Here is a 24,081-nt window from a genome sequence, read left to right as displayed (position 1 = left end):
CAATTGAATACAATGGATATTGTTAACGTTAGTCAAAGCGCTTTGATAATCCGTATTTATAGAGGTAATCAAATTGAATGTTAAAAAAGCTATGTTGGCTTCTTGACAATTTTAGCTGTGCTTGGAACCGGTATACCAGCAATATCTGATATTACTGTCCACGCTGCAGATGTTTCAAATCAGACAGGGACCACCGTGCCTAATAATGCTATTGATTCTCTTACACCTGAAAGAATTGCTGATACGCCTTCCTATATGCAATTGTTAAGAACTAATTCTTCGACGGTATACGACGCTTCATCAGATACAACGACAATCTCCATTACGGACTTTCAAATGAGAAATATCTTAAGTGGATTGGGATTTGACCAAATAGATCTAGGTATGCTAGGGCTTCAACGAATTTCAGGGGTTACGAAGGTGAAGTTTTACGGTAGAAAGAGAAGCGGAAATGCTAATGTTTATTTATCAGCTAGTATGTTAAACCGCGTAAAGAAGTCTGCTACTAGTGCAGCAGTTTCTGCTATCTTTGCTTTATTTGCATTTCCATTGGGACCTGTTGGAGGACTTGCTTGGGGCACCATCAACTTTGCTAGTAAACAATTAGTAACTGCCGCAATTCATGCAAATGTAAACAAGTTCAAGGCAGGACGGATTTTTAAGGTTCGCAGTTGGAAATATAAAGGTTGGAGTTATCAATAAAATTAGGTGATCGTATGGGATGGTATAGAAGAATTTCCAATCGCTACAGTCACGCATATACGCCGAAAGCTGTTAATCGTGTCATGCCAATTACAGGATTTTCTTTACTTGTTGCCAGTATTGCTCTATTGAGCCTTACCAAGTTACATGACTGGGGGTTCGGATTGTATGGTGTTTCGATACTTGCATGGAGCGATTATATCTCAGTTAAGCTTGCACAACATAAAGTGGGGATTATAGGCAGTCTCTTCGTTGCTTATGGTTTATTTGCAGTTGTGCTGGGTGGGGCTGTCTTGATTCTTCTCGCAATTATTTTTGGTGAATAATATGCTAGCTCGATGAGAATGACGTTGCTTTTTGTTCTATAGTTGATGACAACCAGTCTCAGTTTTAATATTTGAAAAATCAGTCAAACCTCATCGTTTGGCTGATTTTTTGTACATGGTGTTAAAAATGGGTCGACACTTAATACTAATGTAAAAAGGCTGGAATTGGTGTCAGTGTTTGCAAGATGTTTACCCCTTCTTAACGTTTTGGTAAGGTTATCTAAGTGTATGAGTGGACTAGACTAATGGTTGGAAATTTGAGGATAATTGTTAGTTTTCTTGTGACGTTATCGTAGGCGCAGATAATGTGCAGCAATGATGTCGATTATCGGCAACATAGCCGAAACGCGTTTCAGCAGGCAGCCGGTTGTGCTTAACGTCATCAAGTATAAAATCCAGACCCGGGATTTTTCACTTGATGACGTTAATGCTCGCTGGCTAGACGCCTGCTTCCACACGCTTCCAAAATCTGCTACACTAAGAAACAGTGACGCAAGCGGGAGGTTTTCATTTTGGTAAAAACGTACGCTGAAGCCCTGCAGTTCATTCACGGTCGGGACCGCTTCAAGAAGAAGCCGACCCTGGACCGGATGCGGCAATTCATGCACATCCTGGGTGACCCACAGGAAAAGTTAAATATGATTCACGTCGCCGGAACCAACGGTAAGGGATCCACGGTGGCTTTTTTACGGGATATGTTCATGGCCGAGGGCCAGACGGTGGGGACCTTTACCTCGCCGTTCATTACCCGTTTCAATGAACGCATCAGCACGGATGGTCAGCCCATCAGTGACACGGATCTGGTAGCTATGGTTAATCGGATTCAACCAGTGGTGGCTCGGTTGGACAAGGAGCTCGCTGAAGAAGGGCCGACTGAATTTGAGATTGATACGGCCCTGATGTTTTGCTACTTCGCGAGCCATCCGGTAGACATTGTCGTGGTCGAGGTTGGCCTCGGTGGCCTGTACGATTCGACCAACATTATCACGCCGGCCGTCTCGGTCATCACGACGATTGGCATGGATCACATGAAAATTTTAGGAGATACGATTCCTAAGATTGCTACGCAGAAGGCCGGGATCATGAAGCCGGGTGTACCGGTAGTTTGTGGACGCTTGACGCCGGACGCGCTGGCGGTCATGGATCAGACCGCTAGTGAAAATCAGACCGACGTTCGCGCATTAGGTCGCGATTTTACGGTGAAAAATCAACCTGAGTCGGGTTGGGGCGAACGCTTCGCCTACACCTGGGCAGACCATCGCTGGCAACATTTGGAGATTGACCTGTTGGGACAGTATCAAATCGACAATGCGGCCACCGCGCTCACGGCCTTCATCACGTATCATCAGGCTCGACATTTGCCACTCGAGATTGCCGACATTCGTGAGGGCCTGAAGCATACAGCATGGCCGGGACGCTTTGAACGGCTGAACGATGAACCCCTGATTGCCATTGATGGGGCCCACAACGAGCCCGCCATGGTGGAAATGGCCCAGTTGTTGCGGCAGCACTTTGCTCAGCAGGATATTACGATTATTCTGGCGGTGTTGGCAGATAAACAATATGACCAAATGGTAAAGACACTGTTGCAAGTGCGTAACGTCCACATTATCGTGACCCAATTTCAGGGGCCGGGTAAGCGGGCGGCCGCGACGCCCCAAGCGCTGGAAGGCGCCGTTGCCGCTAGCAAGCGTGTGACGATGGCAGATAACTGGCCGAGCGCTCTCAAGACGGCGCTGAATAACATTTCCGGGGACAGTTTAATTCTGTTGACCGGGTCGCTTTACTTTATTTCGGAAGTACGGCAATATTTTACGGATTCAGAAAAATAAATCAGCTTTTTTTACGGAGTTAGTCTGTAAGGGAGCTGAGAAGATGCGACGAGAGAGAATTAACAGTAATAATGAACGGCAGTTGGTCAGCCGGGTTCTCCGCGGGTTGGGACTACCAGCCACGGATGAGTGCGACCGGTTCTTCCAGTACTTTCACAGCGTGGCCAATCTGCGCTATGCCAGTCAACAGCAGTGTGACCGGTACGTGCGGGGTAGGCGAGAACGGCGGGCGTTGCTCACGGCAATCGACCTAGGCCGGTGGGCGCAACGGGCACCGCGACAGATCTACGGCGAGGTGGTGGCGAGTAGTCAGATCGGTGAGAGCCTGATGGATGATCTGCGGTATGCCCCCCAGGAACGCTTGGAGGTCTTAGCGCTGGATGCCAAACATCAGGTGATTGATCGACAGACCGTGTTCGTGGGAACACTAGACAGTTGTCCGGTCCATCCCCGAGAGATCTTTCGGCTAGCCGTTCTGACTGGAGCGGCCGCCATTGTTGTGGCGCATAACCATCCCAGTGGTCTAGCTGCCCCATCACCGAATGATTTGAAATTCATGCGCCGGTTGGCCGAGTGCGGCCAGTTGATGGGAATCCCCGTGCTCGATGGCTTTGTAATTGGGCTGCGGACCTACTTTAGTCTGCGTGAGGCTGGGATTTTACCGCTAATTCAGAAGACAAATAAGTCAGAAGGTTTAAAATCTGATTAAAATCGGTTTTACCTATTTCTTTCTCGTTAAAAGTTCGGTATTCTTGACATTGACGACGTGTTCTCACGTAGATAGGTATGTTATAATACGTCTATCAATGAATAAGACAAAAAACTATAAATATTTTGTTGACAATGAAGGGATGAAACACAGTGTTCGGATTAGGAACGAAAAATATTGGGATCGATCTTGGTACCGCCAATACGATTGTGTATGTTGACGGTAAAGGAATCGTTCTACGCGAACCTTCTGTTGTCGCCAAGAACACAAAGAGTGGGGAAATTGTGTCCGTTGGTGAAGACGCTCGTGCAATGATTGGTCGTACGCCGGCTAGCATCGTTGCCATTCGGCCCATGAAAGACGGGGTTATTGCAGATTACGATACGACGGTTGCCATGATGAAGTACTTCATCGAAAAGACGGTCGGTAAGTCTAGCGGTAAGCCATACGTGATGGTTTGTGTGCCAAGCGGTGTAACGGAAGTTGAAAAGCGGGCGGTCATTGACGCGACCCGTGTTGCAGGTGCTCGTGACGCTTACGTCATTGAAGAACCATTTGCTGCGGCCATTGGTGCCGGGTTACCCGTCATGGATCCAACCGGTAGTATGGTTGTTGACATGGGTGGTGGGACAACCGACGTGGCAACGATCTCCCTCGGGGGTATCGTTTCCAGTCGTTCCATCCGAGTAGCTGGTGACAAGTTGGATGATGCGATTGCGACTTACGTGCGGTCAAACTTCAACCTGTTGATTGGTGAACGAACTGCTGAAAAGTTGAAGATGGACATTGGTTCAGCTTCAGTCGAAGACGCTGATAAGATCGAAGGCGCCACGATTCGTGGACGTGACTTGGTATCTGGACTACCTAAGGCAGTGGAAGTCTCCGCTGTTGACGTGGCCAAGGCTATCCAAGAGCCCGTTCAAGACGTGATCACCGCGATCAAGGAAACCTTAGAAGAAACTTCACCAGAAATCGCTGCTGATGTGATTGATCACGGTATCGTGTTGACTGGTGGGGGTGCCTTACTGAAGAACCTGTCAGAAGTCATCGCCGATGCAACCAAAGTTCCAGTGTCTATCGCCAACGATCCTCTGGATTGTGTGGCAGCTGGTACCGGTGAATCATTAAAGAGTATCGATGTCATGAAGAAAAAATAGGGACTAGCGGGAAGGCAGCTTCCCGCTTCTTTATTGTGACGCTAGTGGCGAGTCTGTAACTGGCGAACAAGATGGAGGTCAAACATGCAGAAATTTTCTTTCAATCGGCGACTAGTGATCATCATTGTCTGCTTGATTGTTAGCTTTGCTTTGATGACGGTGTCCGTAGCTATTCGTAACAAGAAGTCCACGCCGCCGCTGATTCAGCAATTCGGGAACGACATTGTCGGGTTAACTGACCGGGTCGTGGCGTTACCAGCGAATGGATTGAGCGGTTCGGTGAGTGCCATTTCGGAACTATTGAACACGTATCAGGAAAACCAGCAGTTGAAGAAGCAGGTTAGTGAGCTCGCCCAGACCAAGGTCCGCGACCAAACCTTAGCTAAGGAAAACAAGCAATTAAAGCAACAGATTAAGTTAAACGATTCATTGACGGATTACACGGCAATCAGTGCCGCGGTCATCACCCGGACGCCATCATCATGGCAGAACCAAGTGGTGATCAACAAGGGGGCATCGGCCGGCGTGGTTAAAAACATGCCCGTCATGTCCGGCTCTGGCTTGGTTGGCCGAGTTGCCGAAGTCAACAAGACCAATTCAAAGGTTGAGTTGATCACCGACAACAACGATGCTGCGAACCGTTTCGCCGTGTCAATCACGACGAAGGCTGGCAAGACCGTCAATGGTGTTCTCAGTGGCTATAAGTCTGCCACGGGTCAAATCGTGATGGATAACCTGACGACCAAGTCTAAGATCAGTAAGGGTGACAAGGTCGTTACGAGTGGGCTTGGTGGCGTGACGCCGAAGGGCTTATTCGTTGGGACCGTAGCCCAGTCGGTCGGTTCCGATTATGGCCTGTCAACGAAGCTGTATATTACGCCAGCGACTGATTTGAGCGACCTGAACATTGTGACGGTTGCGGTTACGAAACAGTAAGGGGGCTAAGGCGTGTATCGATTATCTAAAATGCGTTTTGGCTTCCCAATCGGGCTATTTCTGCTATTATTTATTGATGGCAGTATCAGTCAGGTTTTCAGTCGCCAAATGTTTAATACGCCCTCGGTCATGGTGAGCCATCTAGTGGTGCTGTGGCTGGTTTGTGGTGTGTTGTTTGAGGAAAATATGGCGATGCCACTGGTAAAGTGGGCTGCTGTGATTGGGGCCGTCTTCGACCTCTATTACACGGGAATCTTCGGGGTGTACATCTTCGTCTTTCCGTTAGTGGTCTACCTGACCCGCCAACTCGTGAGTTATATCAGTCCGAACTTTTTGAGCGGACTGCTGATCTACTTTATTGATATTACCATTGTCGAGGCTTTGAGCTTCGTGGCCAGTCGCGCCGTCCACATGACGTCGATGTCTGGTAGCTCATTCTTGGTGAATACTTTGGGACCAACGTTGGCCTTTAACTTGGCCATGTTTGTCATCTTATATTTCCCCATTCGATGGGTGTATAATTGGTTAAAATAGGTGAAGGGAACGAACGCTATGCAAGCTGCCGTATTACGGGGAACGCAAAACGGCTATGATTTGGTGCTCAAACAATCGGCGAGCTTGGACCAAATCCTAGCCGATCTACGGTCATTATTGGAGAACTTAAACGTGGATCCAACCGCCATGGAGACGCCCAAGGTTTCACTGGATGTCTTGACGGAGGATCGGATCTTAACCGCCGATGAAAAATCACAGATCGAACAACTGGTAGGCAACTACCCGCGTTTTGAAATCCATAAGATTGCGGCCAACGTCATGACCATTGACGATGCCATTCAGTTGCGTGAACGGGAAAACGTCCATCTGCTGAGTAAGGTGATTCGTAACGGTCAAGAGGTTGCCATGCAAGGGGATGTCCTGTTTCTGGGGACCATTCACGAGGGTGGTAAGCTCCGGACGACCGGGAACATCTTCTGCATGGGGGACGTGAGCGGTATCTTGCAGGCGGGCTATCCCGACGATGAATCCAAACTGATTATGGGGAATCTTGCGACCGCACAACAGGTCAGAATTGCCGAACAGTTTGACATTATCGAACCAGACCAAGTGGCCGATTCTAGCCAAACCATTGCTTACGTCAACGACCTCCACGTGTTGTCGTACGGAAAGCTCAGCGCATTAAAGAAGATCAACCCGAAATTGTACAACCGGATTGGAGGAATTTAGAATGGGAAAAGCAATTGTGATCACCTCTGGTAAGGGTGGTGTGGGTAAAACCACGACCAGTGCCAACATTGGGACGGCGTTAGCCTTAATGGGCAAGCGAGTGTGCCTGATGGATCTGGACATTGGACTACGGAACTTGGATGTGGTCCTGGGACTGGATAACCGAATCATCTACGATATCGTAGACGTTGCCGAAGGGCGGGCAAAGCTGCCCCAAGCGTTAGTCAAAGACAAGCGTTTCGATGACAAGCTTTACCTGTTACCAGCCGCCCAGAACACGGATAAGACGGCTTTACAACCCGACCAAGTTAAGGAAATTGTGGACGAGTTAAAGCCGGAATACGATTACGTTCTGATCGACTGCCCAGCCGGGATCGAACAAGGTTTCATGAACGCCATCGCCGGTGCTGACGCCGCCATTGTGGTTACCACGCCGGAAATTTCTGCGGTGCGGGATGCCGATCGGGTCGTTGGGTTATTGGAACAACATCCATTGACCGAAGCCCCACGTCTACTGATCAACCGGATTCGGTTGAACATGATGCAAGATGGTTCCATGATGGATATCGATGAGATCACCCATCACTTGGGAATCGAATTGCTGGGGATCATTGTGGATGACGACGCGGTTATCTCCACGTCTAACCAGGGTGAACCCATCGTCATGCAGACGGAAAACCAAGCATCGCAAGGCTACCGTAACGTGGCTCGGCGTCTAGAGGGCCAAACGGTGCCCCTGATGAAGCTTGAACCACAGGAGGAAGACGGTTTCTGGCACAAGGTCAGCAGCTGGTTCCATCGCGGTTAAGCACCATCTGAATTGAAATCATGAAATGAATGGGGAGCCTTTGGCGACAGCGGTCGTTGAGGGCTTCCTTTTTGGTTATATAGTTAATAGCTTGCACGGAATGGTCGCCGCAGACAACAGTTTTCACCAACTTAAGCCATTCGATTTTCAAGGAATTTCAAAATAAGGCTTGACGTTCATGAAAATAAAAAGTAGTATATCGGTAATGAAACGAAAAACGTCGAACAGAAGAGTAAGACCAGCAAGTGCCTACAGAAAGCCCAGCCGATGAAAATGGGTGACCTTGTCCGTCCGAAACACATCTGTGAGTTGGTCGTCTGAATCTAGTAGGATGATCCGGGATAGCCCGTTACAGCTGGAGTTGCTTGCAACTCACCGAGGTTAAGTCAGCGATGGCTTAGCAAACTAGAGGTGGAACCACGATGTGATCGTCCTCTTAGGCCCAATTAGGGTCTAAGAGGACGTTTTTATTTTCACGGGATTATTGCGAGGAACTCCGTAAGTCGGCGTGGCGTGAGCCCGTCGAGTACATGAGGTGGCACCGCGTGATCAACGCCCTCTTGAGAGAAATCTCAGGAGGGCGTTTTTGCGTTGAAGAAGGAGGAGAATTGTTATGCACTATGTTAGCCAGATTTTACCATCACTGATTTCCGGTACCGGAATGACGTTGTCCATATTCTTTTGGACCTTAATTATTTCTGTCCCACTTGGAATCTTAGTCGGGTTGGGCATGATTACCCGCTTCAAGCCGTTGACGTGGGTGATCAACATCTACGTTTGGTTGATGCGAGGGACCCCACTATTATTGCAATTAATTTTCGTCTTTTATGGGTTACCCATCGCCGGCATCGTGTTCGATCGGTATGACGCGGCGCTCTTCGCCTTCATCCTGAACTACACTGCCTACTTCGCTGAAATTTTCCGCGGCGGCCTGCAAGCCATTCCCGTAGGACAATACGAAAGTGCTCGGGTGTTGCGGTTGACTAACTGGCAAACGTTGCGGAAGATTGTGATTCCGCAGGTGGTCAAGATTGTTTTACCGTCAATCGGAAACGAAGTCATCAACCTGGTCAAGGATTCCTCATTGGTTTACGTCATCGGGTTAGGTGATCTGTTACGTGCTGGAAACGTCGCCATGGCGCGAGACGTCACGTTGGTGCCAATGTTGCTGGTCGGTGTAATTTACTTACTGTTGACGGCCGTTTGCACATTGGTCCTGAAGCGGATGGAAAAGCACTACAGTTACTGGCGTTAGAGAAAGGGTGGTTTAATCATGTTAGAACTTAAAGGGATTACCAAAAAATTTGATGGCAAAACCATCTTGGATCAAGTCGATTTAACGGTGAACGATGGCCAAATATTAACCATCGTCGGACCTTCCGGGGCTGGTAAGACGACGCTACTCCGTTGTATCAGTGGCTTGGAAATGGTCGACAGCGGGCAGTTCTTACTGGATGGCCAACCCTTCGATCCCGCAACGAACCGGGACAACGATGCCGTTATTGGGGTCGTCTTCCAGGACTTCCAGTTGTTCCCCAACCTCACTGTTTTACAGAACGTGGTCTTGGCACCAACGATGGTCTTGAAGAAGTCCGCTGCGGATGCTGAAAAGGAAGCCCGGGCCTTACTGGAACGGCTGAACCTTGGTGGCAAGGCTGACTTGTACCCCTACGAACTTTCCGGGGGCCAGAAGCAGCGGGTCGCCATTGTGCGGGCCCTGGCGATGCACCCCAAGTTGCTCTGTTACGACGAACCAACGTCGGCGCTGGACCCAGACTTACGTCGCGAAGTTGAAGAAATTATTTTGAAGTTAAAACGAGAGGGCATGACCCAAATCGTTGTGACTCATGATATTCCGTTTGCGGAATCGATTGCCGATCAAATGTTACGGGTTGAACCAAAAGAGTAGAGGGAGGCGCCACGCAATGAAATTTAAAAAAATCCGATTTTTCGCGCTGGCCTTTCTACTGATTGGGCTGACGGCCACGCTAGCTGGTTGTGGAACCAACGTTACGAAGCGGGCCAACACCCAGGATACTTGGTCGAGCGTTCAGAAAAAAAAGAAGGTCGTCATTGGACTGGACGATAGCTTCGTCCCCATGGGTTTCCGTCAGAAGAGTGGGAAGCTGGTCGGCTACGACATCGACTTGGCCCGCGCCGTCTTCAAGCAGTACGGAATCAAAGTAGACTTCCAATCCATCGACTGGAACATGAACGTCACGGAGCTACACAACGGAACGATCGACCTGATTTGGAATGGTTTTTCCATCACGCCACAACGGTCTAAGCAGGTCGCCTTCTCCGATACGTACCTGAACAATGACCAGGTGCTGGTTTCACTTAAGAAGAATCACATTACTTCTTATAAGGATATGACGGGTAAGGTACTAGGAGCCCAGACCGGATCATCTGGCGCTAACGATATTGACACGTATCCCAAGCTCTTGAAGAACCGCATCAAGAATCACGACGCGGTTACCTACGATTCATTTACCAACGCGTTTATTGACCTGAACGTTGGCCGAATCAAGGGGTTACTGATCGATAGCACCTATGCCAATTACTACATCAAACACCAAGCTCGCCCCGAAGATTACCGAGTAACGGTCGGGAGCTTCCCCAAGGAAAAATTCGCAGTCGGGATGCGTAAGGGCGATGTCACGATGCGTAAAAAGATCAATGCCGGCTTGAAGAAATTGGCTGCCAACGGGCAACTGGAACAAATCAACCAGAAGTGGTTCGGCAGCAACGTCGATACGCCACTGTTGAAGGCTAAGTAGGCTGTGTTCGCCTGCGGTAGTCACCCTTGACTACCTTCGGCTAGGTCAACATTATTAGCATTAACGTGACTAGTCGGACAGTTTATTCTGAATACTAGTGTAAATAGATGTTTGGGCTCGCAGCTGTTCTGGCTGCGAGCTTTTTTATTGATAAGATCTGACGATTGAAAGGGGATGGGTAGCGTGAGAAGTAAGCGGTCATGCTTGCACGACTATTTGGGGGGATAAAATCTAGCTTAGCCGGAGGAGGCCAGAGATGGCGTCAGCCGTGACAGTGCTGTTAGACCGGGCGATTGTTTCTTCCCGGCCTTACAGCACGAGACGTGTTTGGAAACTCGTCTGATTCTAGACGAGGTTTCAAACCGAGCCGGAAGCCCGTACTTTGGCTGCAGGCGGTCTCCACAGCGACAGAATCTCTGGCAGCCACAGGCGACAAATTTCATCTCCAACCTAGGAATTCGTTGCAGTCGTCGCTTGTATTTAGGCCGCGGTTCCTTTAGAATTAAACACCGATTAGTATTTTGCTAGAGGAGGCAATAGCGCGTGCATTTTCGCATAAAAGATGGGGTAACCTTGGACTTGTTACCCACAAAACAATTTAAAACTATTGGGATCAAGGTGGACTTCGTGGCGCCGCTTCAAGCCACGGCCATCACGGCCCGCGCACTGTTGGCTCAGGTATTAGAGACCAGTACGGCGGCTTATCCCACGCAGACGGCGCTTGCTCGGGAGCTCTCTCGGCTCTACGGGGCCAGCTTCGGTATCAGCGTCATTAAGTTAGGAACGAAACATGTGATTCGCTTAACATGCTCGCTCGTCGACGAACAATATTTGGATAACTTTAACGACCAACAACCGCTGTTCGAGCAGGGGATGGCCTTATTAAAAGAAGTGTTGTTCGCGCCCTTACTGCCTAACGGGACCTTTGATCCCATGACCTTTACCCAACAACGGCAAAATCTATTAACGGCAATTAAATCATTAGATGATGACAAACAATATTTGGCTAATCGGCGGCTCCAAGAGCTGTTGTTTACCGGTCAGCCGACGCAGGCCATGAGCGCGCTGGGGGATGTTCACGTGTTGAACGATCTCTCCGCAACGGACGTGCTCAGCACTTATCATGACATGTTGGCCAATGACGCTGTCCACGTGGCGGTTGTCGGCGATGTCGATGAAGACCGTGCTCAGGCTGCGATGGCAGATTGGCCGTTGGCTGATCGCACTATTACGGACGCAACGCCTTACTATCGCTGGTCGTTGCGCGATCACGTTCAGAACGGGGATGACGAAGCGCCCGTGGTTCAAGCGAAGTTAAACTTGGCTTACCACCTACCAATTTATCGTGACGATACTGACTTTATGGCGGCCGTTGTCTTTAATGCGGCCTTCGGGGGCACGCCACTTTCCCTGCTGTTCACTAACGTGCGTGAGAAGGCCAGTCTGGCCTATTACGCCAGCAGTGGGTACAATCCGTTTACCGGGACGCTCAGTGTGCAGACCGGGATTCAGGCGGAGAACCAGCAGCGGGTTGAGGCGATTATCGCCGAGCAGCTCACGGCAGTCCAACAGGGGAGTCTTTCTGAAGATCTGTTGGCCGAGGTGAAAGCTAGTCTTTTAAACGCGCGCTTAGCGGCACTGGATAGTCCGCAACGTCGGTTGACCGGGCTGTTGAACACGCAACTGACGCATTTACATGAGCCCCTGGCAGACTGGCAAAAGAAGTTGGATGCCATCACCGTGGCTGACGTCACGCGGGTGGCCCAGCAGGTAACCTTACAGGCAACGTATTGTTTACATGGAGGTGTGCAGGGTGCTAAGTAAGAAGACATATGACCGGTTAGGCGAAACGGTTTACCAAACTACTTTAACGAACGGACTGAAGGTCTTGATGGTACCCAAGGCGGGCTTCCACAAGACGTTTGCCATTATGACGACCGATTACGGGGCTATGGACAATGAGTTTGTGCCACGGGGACAGACGGAACCCGTCCGTTTCCCCGATGGGATTGCCCATTTCTTGGAACACAAACTCTTTGAAAAAAAGGACCACGATGCCTTTGACTTATTCGGCAAGTATGGAGCCAGTGCGAACGCCTTTACCGGCTTTACACAGACCAGCTACCTCTTTGCCACGACCAGTCACCTCAAAGAAAACTTGGAGATTCTGCTCGATTTTGTGCAGGACCCCTACTTTACGGCGGCCACGGTCAACAAGGAAAAGGGCATCATTGGCCAGGAAATTCAAATGTATGATGACGATCCCGGTTGGCAGAGTTACTTTGGCATGATTGGCCACCTTTACCCTAAGGAACCGTTGCACATTGACATTGCGGGGACGGTCGATTCTATCGATAAGATTACGGCCGATGACTTATACGCGGCCTACAATACTTTCTATCACCCGAGCAACATGAATCTGATCGTCGTGGGTCAGTTGGACCCCGAGGAAACGTTGGCGTGGATCACGGCTAACCAGGACGCGAAGACCTTTGCGCCTAACGAACCGATTACGCGGATTCCATCGCCACAGGCAGAGCCAGCTGATATTGTGCCAGCAACAACGCGGCATTTGACGTTGACGCGGCCCAAGGTCAACATTGGCCTGCGTGGCTTCGATGAGGTGCCCGCCGGTCGGGCTGGTTTAACCTATAGTGTGGCCGTTTCACTGATGTTTGACCTGCTATTTAATGATACCGGGGATAATTATCTGCGACTGTACGATGCTAACGTGATCGATGATAGCTTTGGTTATGACTTTCAGGTTCAGCGGGGGGCACACTTTGCCCAGTTGGCAGGGGACACCGACCAACCAGAGCAGTTTGCCAGTGAACTGACGGCCATTCTCAAGGATGCGCCCGCACAACTCACTGCTGCCAAGCCACAGTTTGATTTGGTCAAGCGTGAGGCTATTGGCCGGATTGTGGGGGCTATTAACTCCGTGGAAGGCATCGCCAACCAGTATGATGGGCCACTTTTTGATGGTGCCACCATCTTTGACGAACTGGCTATCTTGGAACAGTTGACCTTTGACGAGCTGTTGACGGCGGCTAAGGCCTTCTTGGACCAGAGCCAGGCAACGGTTTATACGATTTTGCCCTAACTGGAGTTTAAGAAACAGTTAAATCATGAATTCTGGGGCCTGTCGCTGAAAATGACAGGGTGCCTATGCTATACTGCTAGTAGAGAAATTTTGAACAGGTGGAGAATTAAAAATGAGTGAAAACAAAATAACATTGGGGAAAACCCTGCGCGACGCCCGGATTGCTAAGGGCTTCACGTTGGATGACCTGCAACAGACGACTAAAATCCAAAAGCGGTACCTCATTGCGATTGAGGACCAAAACTTCGATGAACTTCCCGGCGACTTTTACGTGCGGGCATTCATCAAGCAATACGCGGATATGGTCGACTTGGACGGCGCAGAACTCTTAAAGCAATTTGACAGTGCGTTGCCTAGCACGCAAACGCAGGAGTACGTGGACAAGGTCAACGAAAACAATCCAGAGACCCGTTCACAACAACGGAAGGTCGATGACCGTTACGTCAAGTTACGGCGGACAATTCCAGTGATTGGAATCGTTATCGTCGTGCTCGTCGTATTGGTCGGTATCTGGGTCGCTGCTTCCCATAATGGGAGTAACACCAAGAAGGATAACGTCGATAGTAGTTCTGTCAGCGTCTCCGGCAGTTCTAACAAGTCTTCTAGCAGTTCGAAGTCTAGCAGTACGTCGTCTAAGTCTTCTTCGAAGAAGGCTAAGACGCCTAGCTTCAAGCAACTGAGCACGACAACTTCCGGCTCAACTTGGGAAATGAAGAACGCTTCATCCAAGCCAAAAGTTGCTCTGTCTGCTTCTAGCAGCGCATGGGTTGCCGTTAGTGTTGGTGGCGCAACGACTTGGCAAGGTACCTTGTCTTCAGCTACGTCTCACACGATGAACATCCCAAGTTCTGCAACGAGTGTAACCTTTAAGTTTGGGAATGCTCCCGCAACGAAGGTTAAGGTTGATGGCAAGACGTTTGACTTTACGTCAGCTACCGCAACCAGTTCAGCTACTAGCAGTTCAACCTCTGATACAACAACGACTACGACGAGCTCCAGCACGAGCGCAACAACGACGAGTCAGGTTCAGACGGTTACTTTGGAATTCAAATAATGGAGAAGCGGGTCGGTCCGTGGCGACCGCCTCGCTTTTTTCGTGAGAGATGTTTAAGGAGGAAAAGTTCGTGAACGTACCAAATCGCTTAACCATTGTGCGGATCATTTTGATTCCCGTATTTCTGTTGTTACTGGTTCTCCCGCTCGACTGGGGAAATGTTGTGTGGCTCGGAACCTCGATTCCGGTTACCCAAGTCTGGGGAGCCATCGTCTTTGCCGTGGCCTCAATCACCGACTTCCTGGATGGTCAGATTGCTCGGCGGCAGCACTTGGTCACTAACTTCGGGAAATTCGCCGATCCTTTGGCGGACAAGATGATTGTCATGACTGCCTTCATCTTGCTGGTCGACATGGGTGCCATTCCTGCTTGGGGTGCCGCAATCATTGTCTGCCGGGAATTGGCTGTGACGGGATTACGCCTGATTGTTGTGGAAACGGGTGGCCGCGTGTTGGCCGCTGCTTGGCCAGGAAAGATCAAGACCACCACGCAGATGGTCGGGATCATTCTCCTATTGCTAAACAACATTGGCTTCGCGACGATTCACATTCCAATGGCGTTGATCTTCTTCTACATTTGCCTGTTCTTCACGATTTACTCTGGGATTGACTACTTCGTGCAAAACCGGCAAGTCTTCGCCGACTCTTCCGCAGAATAACGGTTTTAATCTCTGCGATTGCCTCCGAGCTGGTGAAAATGGGCCGGGTCGCTGAGGGCGGGCGTCGGAAGCCAGAGAGCGGTCTTCCAACTGAACTTTGAGCCTCTGAGGAACGCGTCTCAAAGTTCCCAATTCTCTAACCGGCCTAAAGCGCCGCTAAGAGAATTTCCACAGCTGAGCCCATTTTCACCAGCTCTGCGGCTTACATGGGCTTAAAACGTTATTGGTTCATCTCTGCCGGAAAGTTAGTTTGCGGTAAACATGTGGATTCGTCACGTGTGTTTTTACGATAATATTCAACTCATTATGTAGCTAGATCTGATAACCTCCGCCGATTCATTTGGCGGGGGTTATCTTGGTTTTAACGTCAATCTGGAGAGTGGTTCTTTACATGTGGTATCTTGTAAGTCTTTCAAAAAATGCCATATTTTGAATGTAATTGGCGGTGATTTTTGGCCGCCGGTGTTATGCTGGAGACTGTAATTGGAAAATTAAATGAGAGACCCGGCACGCGGTTTTACAACACGACGGGTGGTCAAAGCCTTATCCGATAGGCCGTTGTTCTAGTTGTGGTGGGCTTGGCTAAATGAGAAGAAAAAAATTTTTAAAAAATTTTGGGTGTTTGACGTGTAATTTCGGATTTTTTACGGAGTTAAGTTAAGTAACCTGCAGGAGGGGTAACATGCAAGCGGAAATTATTGCGGTCGGGACGGAAATCTTGCTGGGGCAAGTCGTGGATACGAACTCGGCCTACATTGCGCAGGGATTGGCGGATGCCGGGATCGAAGTCTACTACCATTCTCTCGTTGGGGACAACGCCGATCGGCTAACGACAGTGGTCAATCAGGCACGGTCGCGTAGTGATCTGGTGGTCATCAGTGGGGGCCTCGGACCGACCAAAGATGATTTGACGAAACAGACGGTGGCTCAACTATTAGGGGTTAAATTAGTTGAAGACGCACCAGCCATGGCCAAGATTCAACGGCACTTTGCGACGACTGGACAGAAATTGACCCCTAACAATCGCTTGCAGGCACTTTACTTAGCTGGCAGCACACTACTCAAGAACAGCACGGGGATGGCTGTAGGGTCCTTCTACCGCGATCCTCATGGGGCAGACTTGATGCTGCTACCCGGACCACCCAGCGAATTGGAACCCATGTTTGAAAATGAGGCGTTACCGCGGCTGGAACAGGCTTATCGGCGCCAAGAATTCTTAGTATCACGCGTCCTGCGGTTCTTCGGTATCGGTGAAGCCGAGTTGGTGACGCAACTGGCCGATTTGATCGACGAACAGACTAATCCAACGATTGCGCCGTACGCTAAGGTCAATGAGGTTACGTTGCGTTTGACGGCCGCAGCATCGTCCACGGCGGCTGGTAATCAGCTGTTGGATGACATGACGGCAACGATTCAGAATCGCGTGGGGGACTTCCTTTATGGTTATGGCGATGACAATAGTCTGGCACAGGTCGTGGTGAACACCTTGATTGATCGACACCTGACGATTACGGCGGCGGAGAGTTTGACCGCTGGTAAGTTTCAGAGCACCTTGGGGGATGTCCCCGGGGTCTCGGCCGTCTTTCCAGGTGGTTTTGTAACCTACGCCAATGATGCTAAACGTGACTTGCTAGGTATTCCGCAGCAGGTTATCGACACAGACGGTGTGGTTAGCGAACACACGGCCCAGGAGATGGCGGAACGCTCTCGTGAGAAGTTGAATACGGACTTTGCGCTTAGCTTTACCGGTGTCGCGGGTCCGGATGCTCTTGAAGGTCAGCCCGCCGGGACGGTGTGGTTGGGGTTGGCGCAACGCAACCAGGCCCCACAAGCCAAGCTGGTGCACCTGACCGGTAATCGTGCGAAGGTTCGGGAGCGAGCTGTGATGCAAGCACTGGATTGGTTACGACGGATTCTACGGGATCAAAAATAATGGGAACAATTGTTCTCTTTTTACTTGCTTTTTGACGAACATATCGGTATAGTATTACTTGAAATGTAACGCACCTAAGGAGGATTTTGATGGCTGACGAACGACAAGCGGCGCTGGACAAAGCGCTGAAGAAAATTGAAAAAGACTTTGGTAAGGGCTCCATTATGCGGTTAGGTGACAACACCAATATGCAGGTGGAGACTGTGCCTTCTGGCTCGTTAGCCCTTGATGTGGCTTTGGGAGTCGGTGGCTATCCTCGTGGACGAATCGTAGAAATCTACGGACCAGAATCTTCAGGGAAGACCACGGTAGCTTTGCACGCGGTCGCTGAAGTTCAGAAGCGGGGCGGAACAGCAGCTTATATTGATGCTGAAAACGCCTTGGATCCAGCCTACGCAACAGCGTTGGGTGTCGACATCGATAGCCTCTTGCTGTCACAACCAGATACTGGTGAACAAGGGCTGGAAATTGCGGATGCTCTGATTTCTAGTGGTGCCGTTGACATTGTGGTCGTGGATTCCGTGGCCGCATTGGTTCCTCGAGCTGAAATCGAAGGTGAAATGGGGGACGCCCACGTGGGGTTACAAGCACGGATGATGTCCCAAGCTTTACGGAAGCTCTCTGGTTCAATCAACAAAACAAAGACGATTGCCCTGTTTATTAACCAAATTCGGGAAAAAGTTGGAGTTATGTTTGGTAACCCTGAAACCACGCCTGGTGGTCGGGCACTGAAGTTCTACGCAACGGTTCGGTTGGAAGTTCGCCGGGCGGAACAGATCAAGGACGGAACCGATGTTATCGGGAACCGGACACGGATCAAAGTCGTTAAGAACAAGGTGGCTTCACCATTCAAACGGGCTGAAGTCGACATCATGTATGGTCAAGGGATTTCCCAGACCGGTGAACTCTTAGACATGGCGGTTGAAAAAGACATCGTTGATAAGAGTGGGTCTTGGTACTCTTATGGTGAAGACCGGATTGGTCAAGGACGTGAAAATGCCAAGAAGTATCTGGCTGATCACCCTGACATGATGGCTGAAGTTAATACGCGGGTTCGAACAGCGTATGGAGTTAACGTCGATGGTGACGAGGCGCCAGCTCCTAAGAAGGATGACGCCACAAAGACTGATGCCACCAAGGACGCGTCAAAGTCCAAGAAGGATGGCAAGAAGCCAGCAACGCAACAAAGTGAATTGATTCCCAACAAGCCACAAGGCAAGTAGGGCATAAGGTTCGGGACTCAGGTTCCGAACCTTTTTCATACCTTGATGGCGTAGCAGGGAACCTCGGCAACGCATGAATGGCGAAATTGGCAGCACTTTCCGAGGAGTTTAGTTGACAGCGTTGATGGCAACCATTAAAATTGAAGTTGCGTCAGTTATCATATCAACATCTTGAAAAGTCTGATTTTTAAATTAGTCATTTTTGATGATGCGGAGGTGGAATCATGAGTGTTCCAATTATAATCCTCGCAATCATCGCTATCGTTGTTGGTGTCGTGGGCGGGTATTATTATCGTAAATCTGTCTACGAACGTAAGCTAGATGCTGCCAAGTTCACTGCACAAGGTGTCCTTGCCGAAGCCAAAAAACAAGCTGAGACTGCTACTAAAGAGGCGCTTTTAGAGGCCAAAGAGGACAGTCACAAGTATCGCGCGGAAGTCGAACAAGAGCTGAAAGAACGTCGTGCCGAAGTTCAGAAGCAAGAAGACCGTTTGATTCAACGGGAAGAAACGTTAGACCGGAAAGACAACTCTCTGGAAAAACGCGAGAATTCGTTGAACCGCCGAGACAAAAAGCTTAGTGGTGAAGAACAGAATTTAGCCAAGAAGCAACAACAAGCAGACTCACTGATTGAAAAACGGCAGGAAGCAGTGGAAGCTGTTGCCGCCTTATCCCAGGACGATGCACGGGACCTGATTATTTCAGAGGCCAAGACGGCTCTGGCAGGCGAACGCGCAAAAATGATCAAGGAAAGCGAAGAGTCAGCTCGCAAGACGGCCGAGGCCAACGCCAAGGACCTGATTGTGTCAGCGATTCAACGCAGCGCTGCCGACATGGTTACCGAAACCACAATTTCTGTGGTGACGTTGCCTAATGATGACATGAAGGGCCGAATCATCGGTCGTGAAGGTCGGAATATTCGGACGCTGGAAACGTTGACCGGTATTGATTTGATTATCGATGATACGCCGGAAGCTGTCGTCTTAAGTGGCTTCGACCCATTACGGCGAGAAGTTGCGAAGATTGCCTTAGAGAAGTTGATTCAAGACGGTCGGATTCATCCGGCACGGATTGAGGAAATGGTGGCTAAAGCCAAGAAAGAACTGGACGAACGTGTCCGGGAGCTTGGCGAGCAAACGACCTTTGATCTCGGGATTCACTCGATGCATCCCGAATTGGTTAAGCTGGTCGGCCGCTTGAATTTCCGAATTTCTCATGGGCAGAACGCTTTAACCCATTCAATTGAGGTTGCCAAGATCACTGGGGTCTTAGCCGCTGAACTCGGTGAGGATGTTACGTTAGCAAAACGTGCAGGATTATTACATGATATTGGCCGCGCCGCTGAACATGAAGACGACAGCTCTTACATTACGACTGGGGTCGATCTCGCGAAGAAATATCGTGAGAGTCCCGTCGTCGTGAACGCTATCGCCGCTCAAGCGGATGAAACGGCTTCGCAGTCTGTGATTGCGGAACTGGTTGGGACCGCCGATGTCATTTCGGCAACCCGCCCAGGCGCACGCTCTGATTCTCTTGAAAGCTACATTCACCGTTTAGACAAGTTAGAAACGATTGCCGATGCCTTTGATGGTGTCGACCACAGTTTCGCCATCCAAGCGGGACGTGAAGTGAGAGTCATCGTACGGCCAGAGAAGATTTCCGATACGGATGCCGTTGTCTTGGCACGAGACATTAAGAAGCAGATTGAGGGCGACTTGGATTATCCAGGTCACGTCAAAGTTTCCGTCATTCGGGAAGTCCGGTCAGTTGAATATGCGAAATAAGTCAGAGAAGCTAGGCCAATTATGGTCCTAGCTTTTTTACGTCATTAGCGGTTAATCCATGGTAAAATAGACCGTATGCAATTGACGGAGTTATGTTGAACAGATCCAGATTATTCAATATGAGCGATAGTCATCAAACCATTGCGGTAACTATGGATTGATCAAATGTGGTTAATAACTATTTCTGGCAGCCGCAGTCGCACTTTTAGATGTTTGGTTAAATAATAAAAATGATCGGGCAGACCGGTCAATGAGGGCCCACGTGGGGTCACAGATAGGGGAACGAAGATGCGTATTCTTTTTGTTGGTGACGTTGTTGGAAATATCGGTGTGGACATGATTCATGAGTACCTGCCGCAATTAAAACGGGACTTGAAGCCCCAAGTCACCATCGTCAACGGGGAAAATTCAACCCCAGTTGGGCGTGGGATCAGTCAAAGTATCTACAAACAACTGTTAAAGGACGGGGCCGACGTGGTCACCATGGGGAACCATACTTGGGATAACGCCGAACTCTATGATTTTATTGGCGGTGCCAATCGCCTGGTTCGGCCCGCTAATTTTCCTGGTGATAACACGCCGGGCCAAGGGTGGACCAAGGTTAAGGTCAACCAACAGGTGCTGGCAGTGGTGAACATGCAGGGCCGGGTTTTCATGAACCCCATGGATGATCCCTTTGCAACGATGAAGAATCTCTTACCCGAATTGGATACTGACTTTGTCTTCGTCGATTTCCACGCTGAGACGACTAGTGAAAAGCGCGCCTTCGCCATGCGTTATGACGGGCGATTATCCGCTGTTGTTGGGACGCATACCCACGTCCAAACCAGCGACGCCCAGGTACTGAAGCACGGAACGGGCTTCTTGACGGAAGTTGGGATGACTGGTCCCGCCGACAGCGTCCTGGGGATGCAGGCTGACAGCGTGATCGAACGTTTCGAAAACCAGCGGCCAACCCGCTACACTGTCCAAGAGAAGGGCGCGGGACTCTTATCCGGCTGTGTCATTGATTTAAACGACAAGACCGGCCACGCCTCACGGATTCGACCGATTTTAATCAGTCCGCAACACCCGTACCAAAGCTAAGTTTTAGTGAAGTGAAAGGATGAACCAATTTCCATGACGAAAACGACGCCCATGATGGAGCAATATCAAAAAATTAAGGACCAGTATCCCGATGCCTTCCTGTTTTACCGGCTCGGGGACTTCTATGAAATGTTTAACGAGGACGCCGTAAAGGGGTCTCAACTGCTTGAGTTGACCCTGACCACGCGGAGTCACAGTGCTAAAAATCCTATCCCCATGTGTGGGGTGCCGCACAAGGCCGTGCAGAGCTACATCGACATCTTAGTCGATCAAGGCTACAAGGTCGCCATTTGTGAGCAGATGGAAGATCCTAAACTGGCTAAAGGGATGGTTAAGCGCGAGGTTATTCAGCTGGTCACGCCTGGGACCCAGACGGATACTGGTGCAGCGGGGGCCAAACGTAACAACTACTTAACGGCACTCACCATGACCGATGCCACGCACTATGGGCTGGCGTATACCGACCTGTCGACCGGTGAATTGAAGGCGGCCGAACTGAACACGGTCGATACCGTCATCAACGAACTGATGAGTCTACAGACTAAGGAAGTCGTTATTGATACCACGGTCAGCCAAGCGGTGCAGGACCGGTGTAAGCAGTTAGGCCTGATGATTTCGTCACAGAACGACATCCAGGGCAGCTCTGAGCTGAGTTACGTGGAACAGGACCTGACCAGTGACCTTTTGAAGCAGGTCATCGGCGTCTTAGTGACTTACGTGACGGTTACGCAGAAACGCAGCCTAGCGCATTTACAGCGGGCTGTGGCCTACCAACCGGCGGCCTTTTTGAAGATGGATCATTCCTCACAGTCAAACCTGGAAATTACCCAGAATTTACGGACCAAGAAGAAATCGGGGACCTTACTCTGGCTGCTTGATGAAACCAAGACGGCCATGGGTGGGCGCCTGCTGAAGCAGTGGCTAGATCGGCCGTTGATTGATCGCGGTCAAATCGAAGATCGCCAGGAAAAAGTCGGCGTCTTACTCGATCACTATTTCGAACGCAGTAACCTGCAAGCTGAATTGGTCAAGGTCTATGACTTGGAACGCCTTGCTGGCCGAGTTGCCTTTGGGAGTGTCAATGGGCGTGACCTGATTCAGTTACAGACCTCGCTCGAACAAGTTCCCCAGATCGCCCATACGATTGGCGATTTGGGCGAAAAAGTCTTTGAACCCATGCTCAACGGGCTCGACCCGGTAGAAGACGTGGCCGAGGCCATTCGAGATGCCATCATGCCCGAGCCGCCGTTGTCCGTGACGGACGGTGGCGTGATTCGTGACGGCTACAGTGACCAGCTCGACGAGTACCGCGACGCCATGCGTAACGGTAAGCAGTGGCTGGCCGAAATGGAGGCTCACGAGCGTGAAGTGACCGGGATCAACAACTTAAAGATCGGGTACAATCACGTCTTCGGCTACTACATCGAAGTGACCAAGGTCAACCTCGACAAGTTGCCCGCTGACCGGTACGAACGCAAGCAGACGCTGGCTAATGCCGAACGGTTCTCCACACCAGAACTGAAGGAAAAGGAACGCTTGATTTTGGAAGCCGAGGAGAAGTCCACGGCGCTCGAATACAAGCTATTCGTTGACCTGCGTGAACAGGTCAAGAAGGCCATTACGCGGTTACAGAAGCTAGCAGCCACCATTGCCAGCCTGGACGTCCTTCAGAGCTTTGCCGTGGTCAGTGAAGACTACCACTTTGTGAAGCCTACGTTGATTGCGGGTCATGATTTGGAAATCACCCAGGGCCGGCATCCGGTCGTGGAAAAGGTATTGGGCCGACAGTCCTACGTGCCGAACGATGTTTCCATGGATGATCAGACCAACGTTCTCCTGATCACCGGGCCCAACATGTCCGGGAAGAGTACCTACATGCGTCAACTGGCCCTGACCGTGATCATGGCACAGATGGGGTGTTTCGTGCCGGCTGAAGCCGCGCAGATGCCCGTCTTTGACCAGATCTTCACGCGCATTGGGGCGGCCGATGACCTGATTTCCGGCCAAAGTACCTTCATGGTCGAAATGCAGGAAGCTAACCGTGCGCTGAGCCACGCCACCGCCAACAGTCTGATCCTATTCGACGAAATTGGCCGAGGGACTGCGACCTACGATGGGATGGCCTTAGCGCAAGCAATCATTGAATTCGTCCACGACAAGGTGCATGCCAAAACCCTGTTCTCGACCCACTATCACGAACTGACCGCACTGGAAGACTCCTTAAAGCAGTTGCGCAACGTCCACGTGGGCGCCGTTGAACGTGACGGGGACTTGGTCTTCTTGCACCAAATGCAGCCGGGTCCTGCCGACAAGTCCTACGGGATTCACGTTGCTAAATTGGCGGGGATGCCAACACCGTTATTGCAACGGGCAGAAGTAATCCTGACTGATTTGGAAGAGGAAGCCGCTGAGAAGCCAGTCGTGGCGGTGCCTAGTGAGCAAGTCTCAGAGACGGAAAAGACTAGCACACCAACTGAGCCCGTGACGACTAGTGCGTCAGTCGACACACCGACTGAGGTGTCCGCGGAAGCAACGCCGACGTCAGATGAGCCGGTCGCTCCCGCTGAAGGAACATCTGCAACGGCGGCTACGGATCAACAATTATCGCTATTTAGTGATGAACCGGAAATGAATCCGGCCCAAGCTAAGGTTATCGAACAACTGAGTCACCTGAACCTGATGGGGATGACGCCGATGGACGTGATGAGTCAGGTCTACAAGTGGCAACAAAAATTATCTAAGTAAGTCTGAGAGGAAGGGTCGTAC

General features: G+C 50.3%; 21 protein-coding genes and 1 other annotated feature. All 21 genes read left to right on the top strand.

All coding sequences use genetic code 11. The features are described from left to right. Positions 1–102 precede the first annotated feature (102 nt). The 21 genes from ACEPSU_RS08580 (at position 103) to mutS (ending at position 24,060) form a co-directional block, all read left to right on the top strand. Positions 103–702 (top strand): hypothetical protein, encoded by a 600-nt coding sequence (locus ACEPSU_RS08580; RefSeq protein WP_057161925.1) that lies wholly within the window; start codon positions 103–105, stop codon positions 700–702. Beyond that, positions 687–1,028, top strand: a complete 342-nt coding sequence (locus ACEPSU_RS08575; protein ID WP_027825878.1) for a hypothetical protein — start codon at positions 687–689, stop codon at positions 1,026–1,028. The genes ACEPSU_RS08580 and ACEPSU_RS08575 overlap by 16 nt, the downstream gene beginning before the upstream one ends. Before the next feature lie 512 nt (positions 1,029–1,540). Then, positions 1,541–2,860, top strand: coding sequence for a bifunctional folylpolyglutamate synthase/dihydrofolate synthase (locus ACEPSU_RS08570; RefSeq protein ID WP_395321115.1), 1,320 nt, complete (start codon positions 1,541–1,543; stop codon positions 2,858–2,860). A 43-nt stretch (positions 2,861–2,903) separates the two neighbouring features. Further along, positions 2,904–3,569 (top strand): RadC family protein, encoded by a 666-nt coding sequence (locus ACEPSU_RS08565; protein ID WP_395321114.1) that lies wholly within the window; start codon positions 2,904–2,906, stop codon positions 3,567–3,569. A gap of 152 nt (positions 3,570–3,721) precedes the next feature. After that, positions 3,722–4,726 (top strand): rod shape-determining protein, encoded by a 1,005-nt coding sequence (locus ACEPSU_RS08560; protein ID WP_020088369.1) that lies wholly within the window; start codon positions 3,722–3,724, stop codon positions 4,724–4,726. 84 nt (positions 4,727–4,810) lie between these two features. Continuing rightward, positions 4,811–5,662, top strand: a complete 852-nt coding sequence (gene mreC / locus ACEPSU_RS08555) for a rod shape-determining protein MreC (RefSeq protein WP_395321113.1) — start codon at positions 4,811–4,813, stop codon at positions 5,660–5,662. Positions 5,663–5,674: 12 nt separating this feature from the next. Continuing rightward, on the top strand, positions 5,675–6,196 hold the full coding sequence (gene mreD, locus ACEPSU_RS08550) for a rod shape-determining protein MreD (RefSeq protein ID WP_395321112.1): 522 nt from the start codon (positions 5,675–5,677) through the stop codon (positions 6,194–6,196). Between the two features lie 18 nt (positions 6,197–6,214). Next, positions 6,215–6,886: a septum site-determining protein MinC gene (locus ACEPSU_RS08545; RefSeq protein WP_020088366.1), complete on the top strand. Its 672-nt coding sequence runs from the start codon at positions 6,215–6,217 to the stop codon at positions 6,884–6,886. 1 nt (position 6,887) lies between these two features. Next, complete coding sequence (minD, locus tag ACEPSU_RS08540; RefSeq protein ID WP_020088365.1) at positions 6,888–7,694, top strand: septum site-determining protein MinD; 807 nt, start codon at positions 6,888–6,890, stop codon at positions 7,692–7,694. Between the two features lie 211 nt (positions 7,695–7,905). Further along, positions 7,906–8,133: a binding site (T-box leader), on the top strand. Positions 8,134–8,307: 174 nt separating this feature from the next. Further along, the gene (locus ACEPSU_RS08535; RefSeq protein ID WP_395321111.1) at positions 8,308–8,949 is read left to right on the top strand and encodes an amino acid ABC transporter permease; all 642 of its coding nucleotides are present in this window, start codon (positions 8,308–8,310) and stop codon (positions 8,947–8,949) included. Between the two features lie 18 nt (positions 8,950–8,967). Further along, positions 8,968–9,603 (top strand): amino acid ABC transporter ATP-binding protein, encoded by a 636-nt coding sequence (locus tag ACEPSU_RS08530; protein WP_395321110.1) that lies wholly within the window; start codon positions 8,968–8,970, stop codon positions 9,601–9,603. A gap of 16 nt (positions 9,604–9,619) precedes the next feature. Beyond that, positions 9,620–10,474, top strand: coding sequence for an amino acid ABC transporter substrate-binding protein (locus tag ACEPSU_RS08525; RefSeq protein ID WP_395321109.1), 855 nt, complete (start codon positions 9,620–9,622; stop codon positions 10,472–10,474). 543 nt (positions 10,475–11,017) lie between these two features. After that, positions 11,018–12,298: an EF-P 5-aminopentanol modification-associated protein YfmF gene (gene yfmF, locus ACEPSU_RS08520; RefSeq protein WP_395321108.1), complete on the top strand. Its 1,281-nt coding sequence runs from the start codon at positions 11,018–11,020 to the stop codon at positions 12,296–12,298. Continuing rightward, positions 12,288–13,577: an EF-P 5-aminopentanol modification-associated protein YfmH gene (gene yfmH, locus ACEPSU_RS08515; RefSeq protein WP_395321107.1), complete on the top strand. Its 1,290-nt coding sequence runs from the start codon at positions 12,288–12,290 to the stop codon at positions 13,575–13,577. The genes yfmF and yfmH overlap by 11 nt, the downstream gene beginning before the upstream one ends. A gap of 112 nt (positions 13,578–13,689) precedes the next feature. Beyond that, on the top strand, positions 13,690–14,631 hold the full coding sequence (locus tag ACEPSU_RS08510) for a RodZ domain-containing protein (protein ID WP_395321106.1): 942 nt from the start codon (positions 13,690–13,692) through the stop codon (positions 14,629–14,631). Between the two features lie 70 nt (positions 14,632–14,701). Then, the gene (gene pgsA / locus ACEPSU_RS08505; protein ID WP_020088357.1) at positions 14,702–15,289 is read left to right on the top strand and encodes a CDP-diacylglycerol--glycerol-3-phosphate 3-phosphatidyltransferase; all 588 of its coding nucleotides are present in this window, start codon (positions 14,702–14,704) and stop codon (positions 15,287–15,289) included. A gap of 682 nt (positions 15,290–15,971) precedes the next feature. Continuing rightward, entirely contained in the window at positions 15,972–17,222 is a 1,251-nt protein-coding gene (locus tag ACEPSU_RS08500) for a competence/damage-inducible protein A (protein WP_395321105.1), read from the top strand. A gap of 89 nt (positions 17,223–17,311) precedes the next feature. Continuing rightward, on the top strand, positions 17,312–18,445 hold the full coding sequence (gene recA / locus ACEPSU_RS08495) for a recombinase RecA (RefSeq protein WP_395321104.1): 1,134 nt from the start codon (positions 17,312–17,314) through the stop codon (positions 18,443–18,445). A 224-nt stretch (positions 18,446–18,669) separates the two neighbouring features. Next, complete coding sequence (rny, locus tag ACEPSU_RS08490; protein ID WP_125701175.1) at positions 18,670–20,229, top strand: ribonuclease Y; 1,560 nt, start codon at positions 18,670–18,672, stop codon at positions 20,227–20,229. 288 nt (positions 20,230–20,517) lie between these two features. Further along, complete coding sequence (locus ACEPSU_RS08485; protein WP_395321103.1) at positions 20,518–21,315, top strand: TIGR00282 family metallophosphoesterase; 798 nt, start codon at positions 20,518–20,520, stop codon at positions 21,313–21,315. A gap of 27 nt (positions 21,316–21,342) precedes the next feature. Then, entirely contained in the window at positions 21,343–24,060 is a 2,718-nt protein-coding gene (mutS, locus tag ACEPSU_RS08480) for a DNA mismatch repair protein MutS (RefSeq protein ID WP_395323166.1), read from the top strand. Positions 24,061–24,081: the final 21 nt, after the last annotated feature.

Source organism: Levilactobacillus parabrevis (genome assembly GCF_044051715.1).
In the GTDB taxonomy this organism is placed as follows: Bacteria; Bacillota; Bacilli; order Lactobacillales; family Lactobacillaceae; genus Levilactobacillus; species Levilactobacillus parabrevis.
Note: the sequence above shows the minus strand (reverse complement) of the source record. Positions and strands in the feature narration are given on the sequence as shown.

Coding starts and splice junctions, on each gene's coding strand:
- ACEPSU_RS08510 (WP_395321106.1), top strand. CDS start 13,690: ATGAGTGAAAACAAAATAACATTGGGGAAAACCCTGCGCGACGCCCGG.
- ACEPSU_RS08530 (WP_395321110.1), top strand. CDS start 8,968: ATGTTAGAACTTAAAGGGATTACCAAAAAATTTGATGGCAAAACCATC.
- ACEPSU_RS08485 (WP_395321103.1), top strand. CDS start 20,518: ATGCGTATTCTTTTTGTTGGTGACGTTGTTGGAAATATCGGTGTGGAC.
- recA (WP_395321104.1), top strand. CDS start 17,312: ATGGCTGACGAACGACAAGCGGCGCTGGACAAAGCGCTGAAGAAAATT.
- rny (WP_125701175.1), top strand. CDS start 18,670: ATGAGTGTTCCAATTATAATCCTCGCAATCATCGCTATCGTTGTTGGT.
- minD (WP_020088365.1), top strand. CDS start 6,888: ATGGGAAAAGCAATTGTGATCACCTCTGGTAAGGGTGGTGTGGGTAAA.
- ACEPSU_RS08535 (WP_395321111.1), top strand. CDS start 8,308: ATGCACTATGTTAGCCAGATTTTACCATCACTGATTTCCGGTACCGGA.
- ACEPSU_RS08565 (WP_395321114.1), top strand. CDS start 2,904: ATGCGACGAGAGAGAATTAACAGTAATAATGAACGGCAGTTGGTCAGC.
- ACEPSU_RS08525 (WP_395321109.1), top strand. CDS start 9,620: ATGAAATTTAAAAAAATCCGATTTTTCGCGCTGGCCTTTCTACTGATT.
- ACEPSU_RS08545 (WP_020088366.1), top strand. CDS start 6,215: ATGCAAGCTGCCGTATTACGGGGAACGCAAAACGGCTATGATTTGGTG.
- ACEPSU_RS08500 (WP_395321105.1), top strand. CDS start 15,972: ATGCAAGCGGAAATTATTGCGGTCGGGACGGAAATCTTGCTGGGGCAA.
- mreC (WP_395321113.1), top strand. CDS start 4,811: ATGCAGAAATTTTCTTTCAATCGGCGACTAGTGATCATCATTGTCTGC.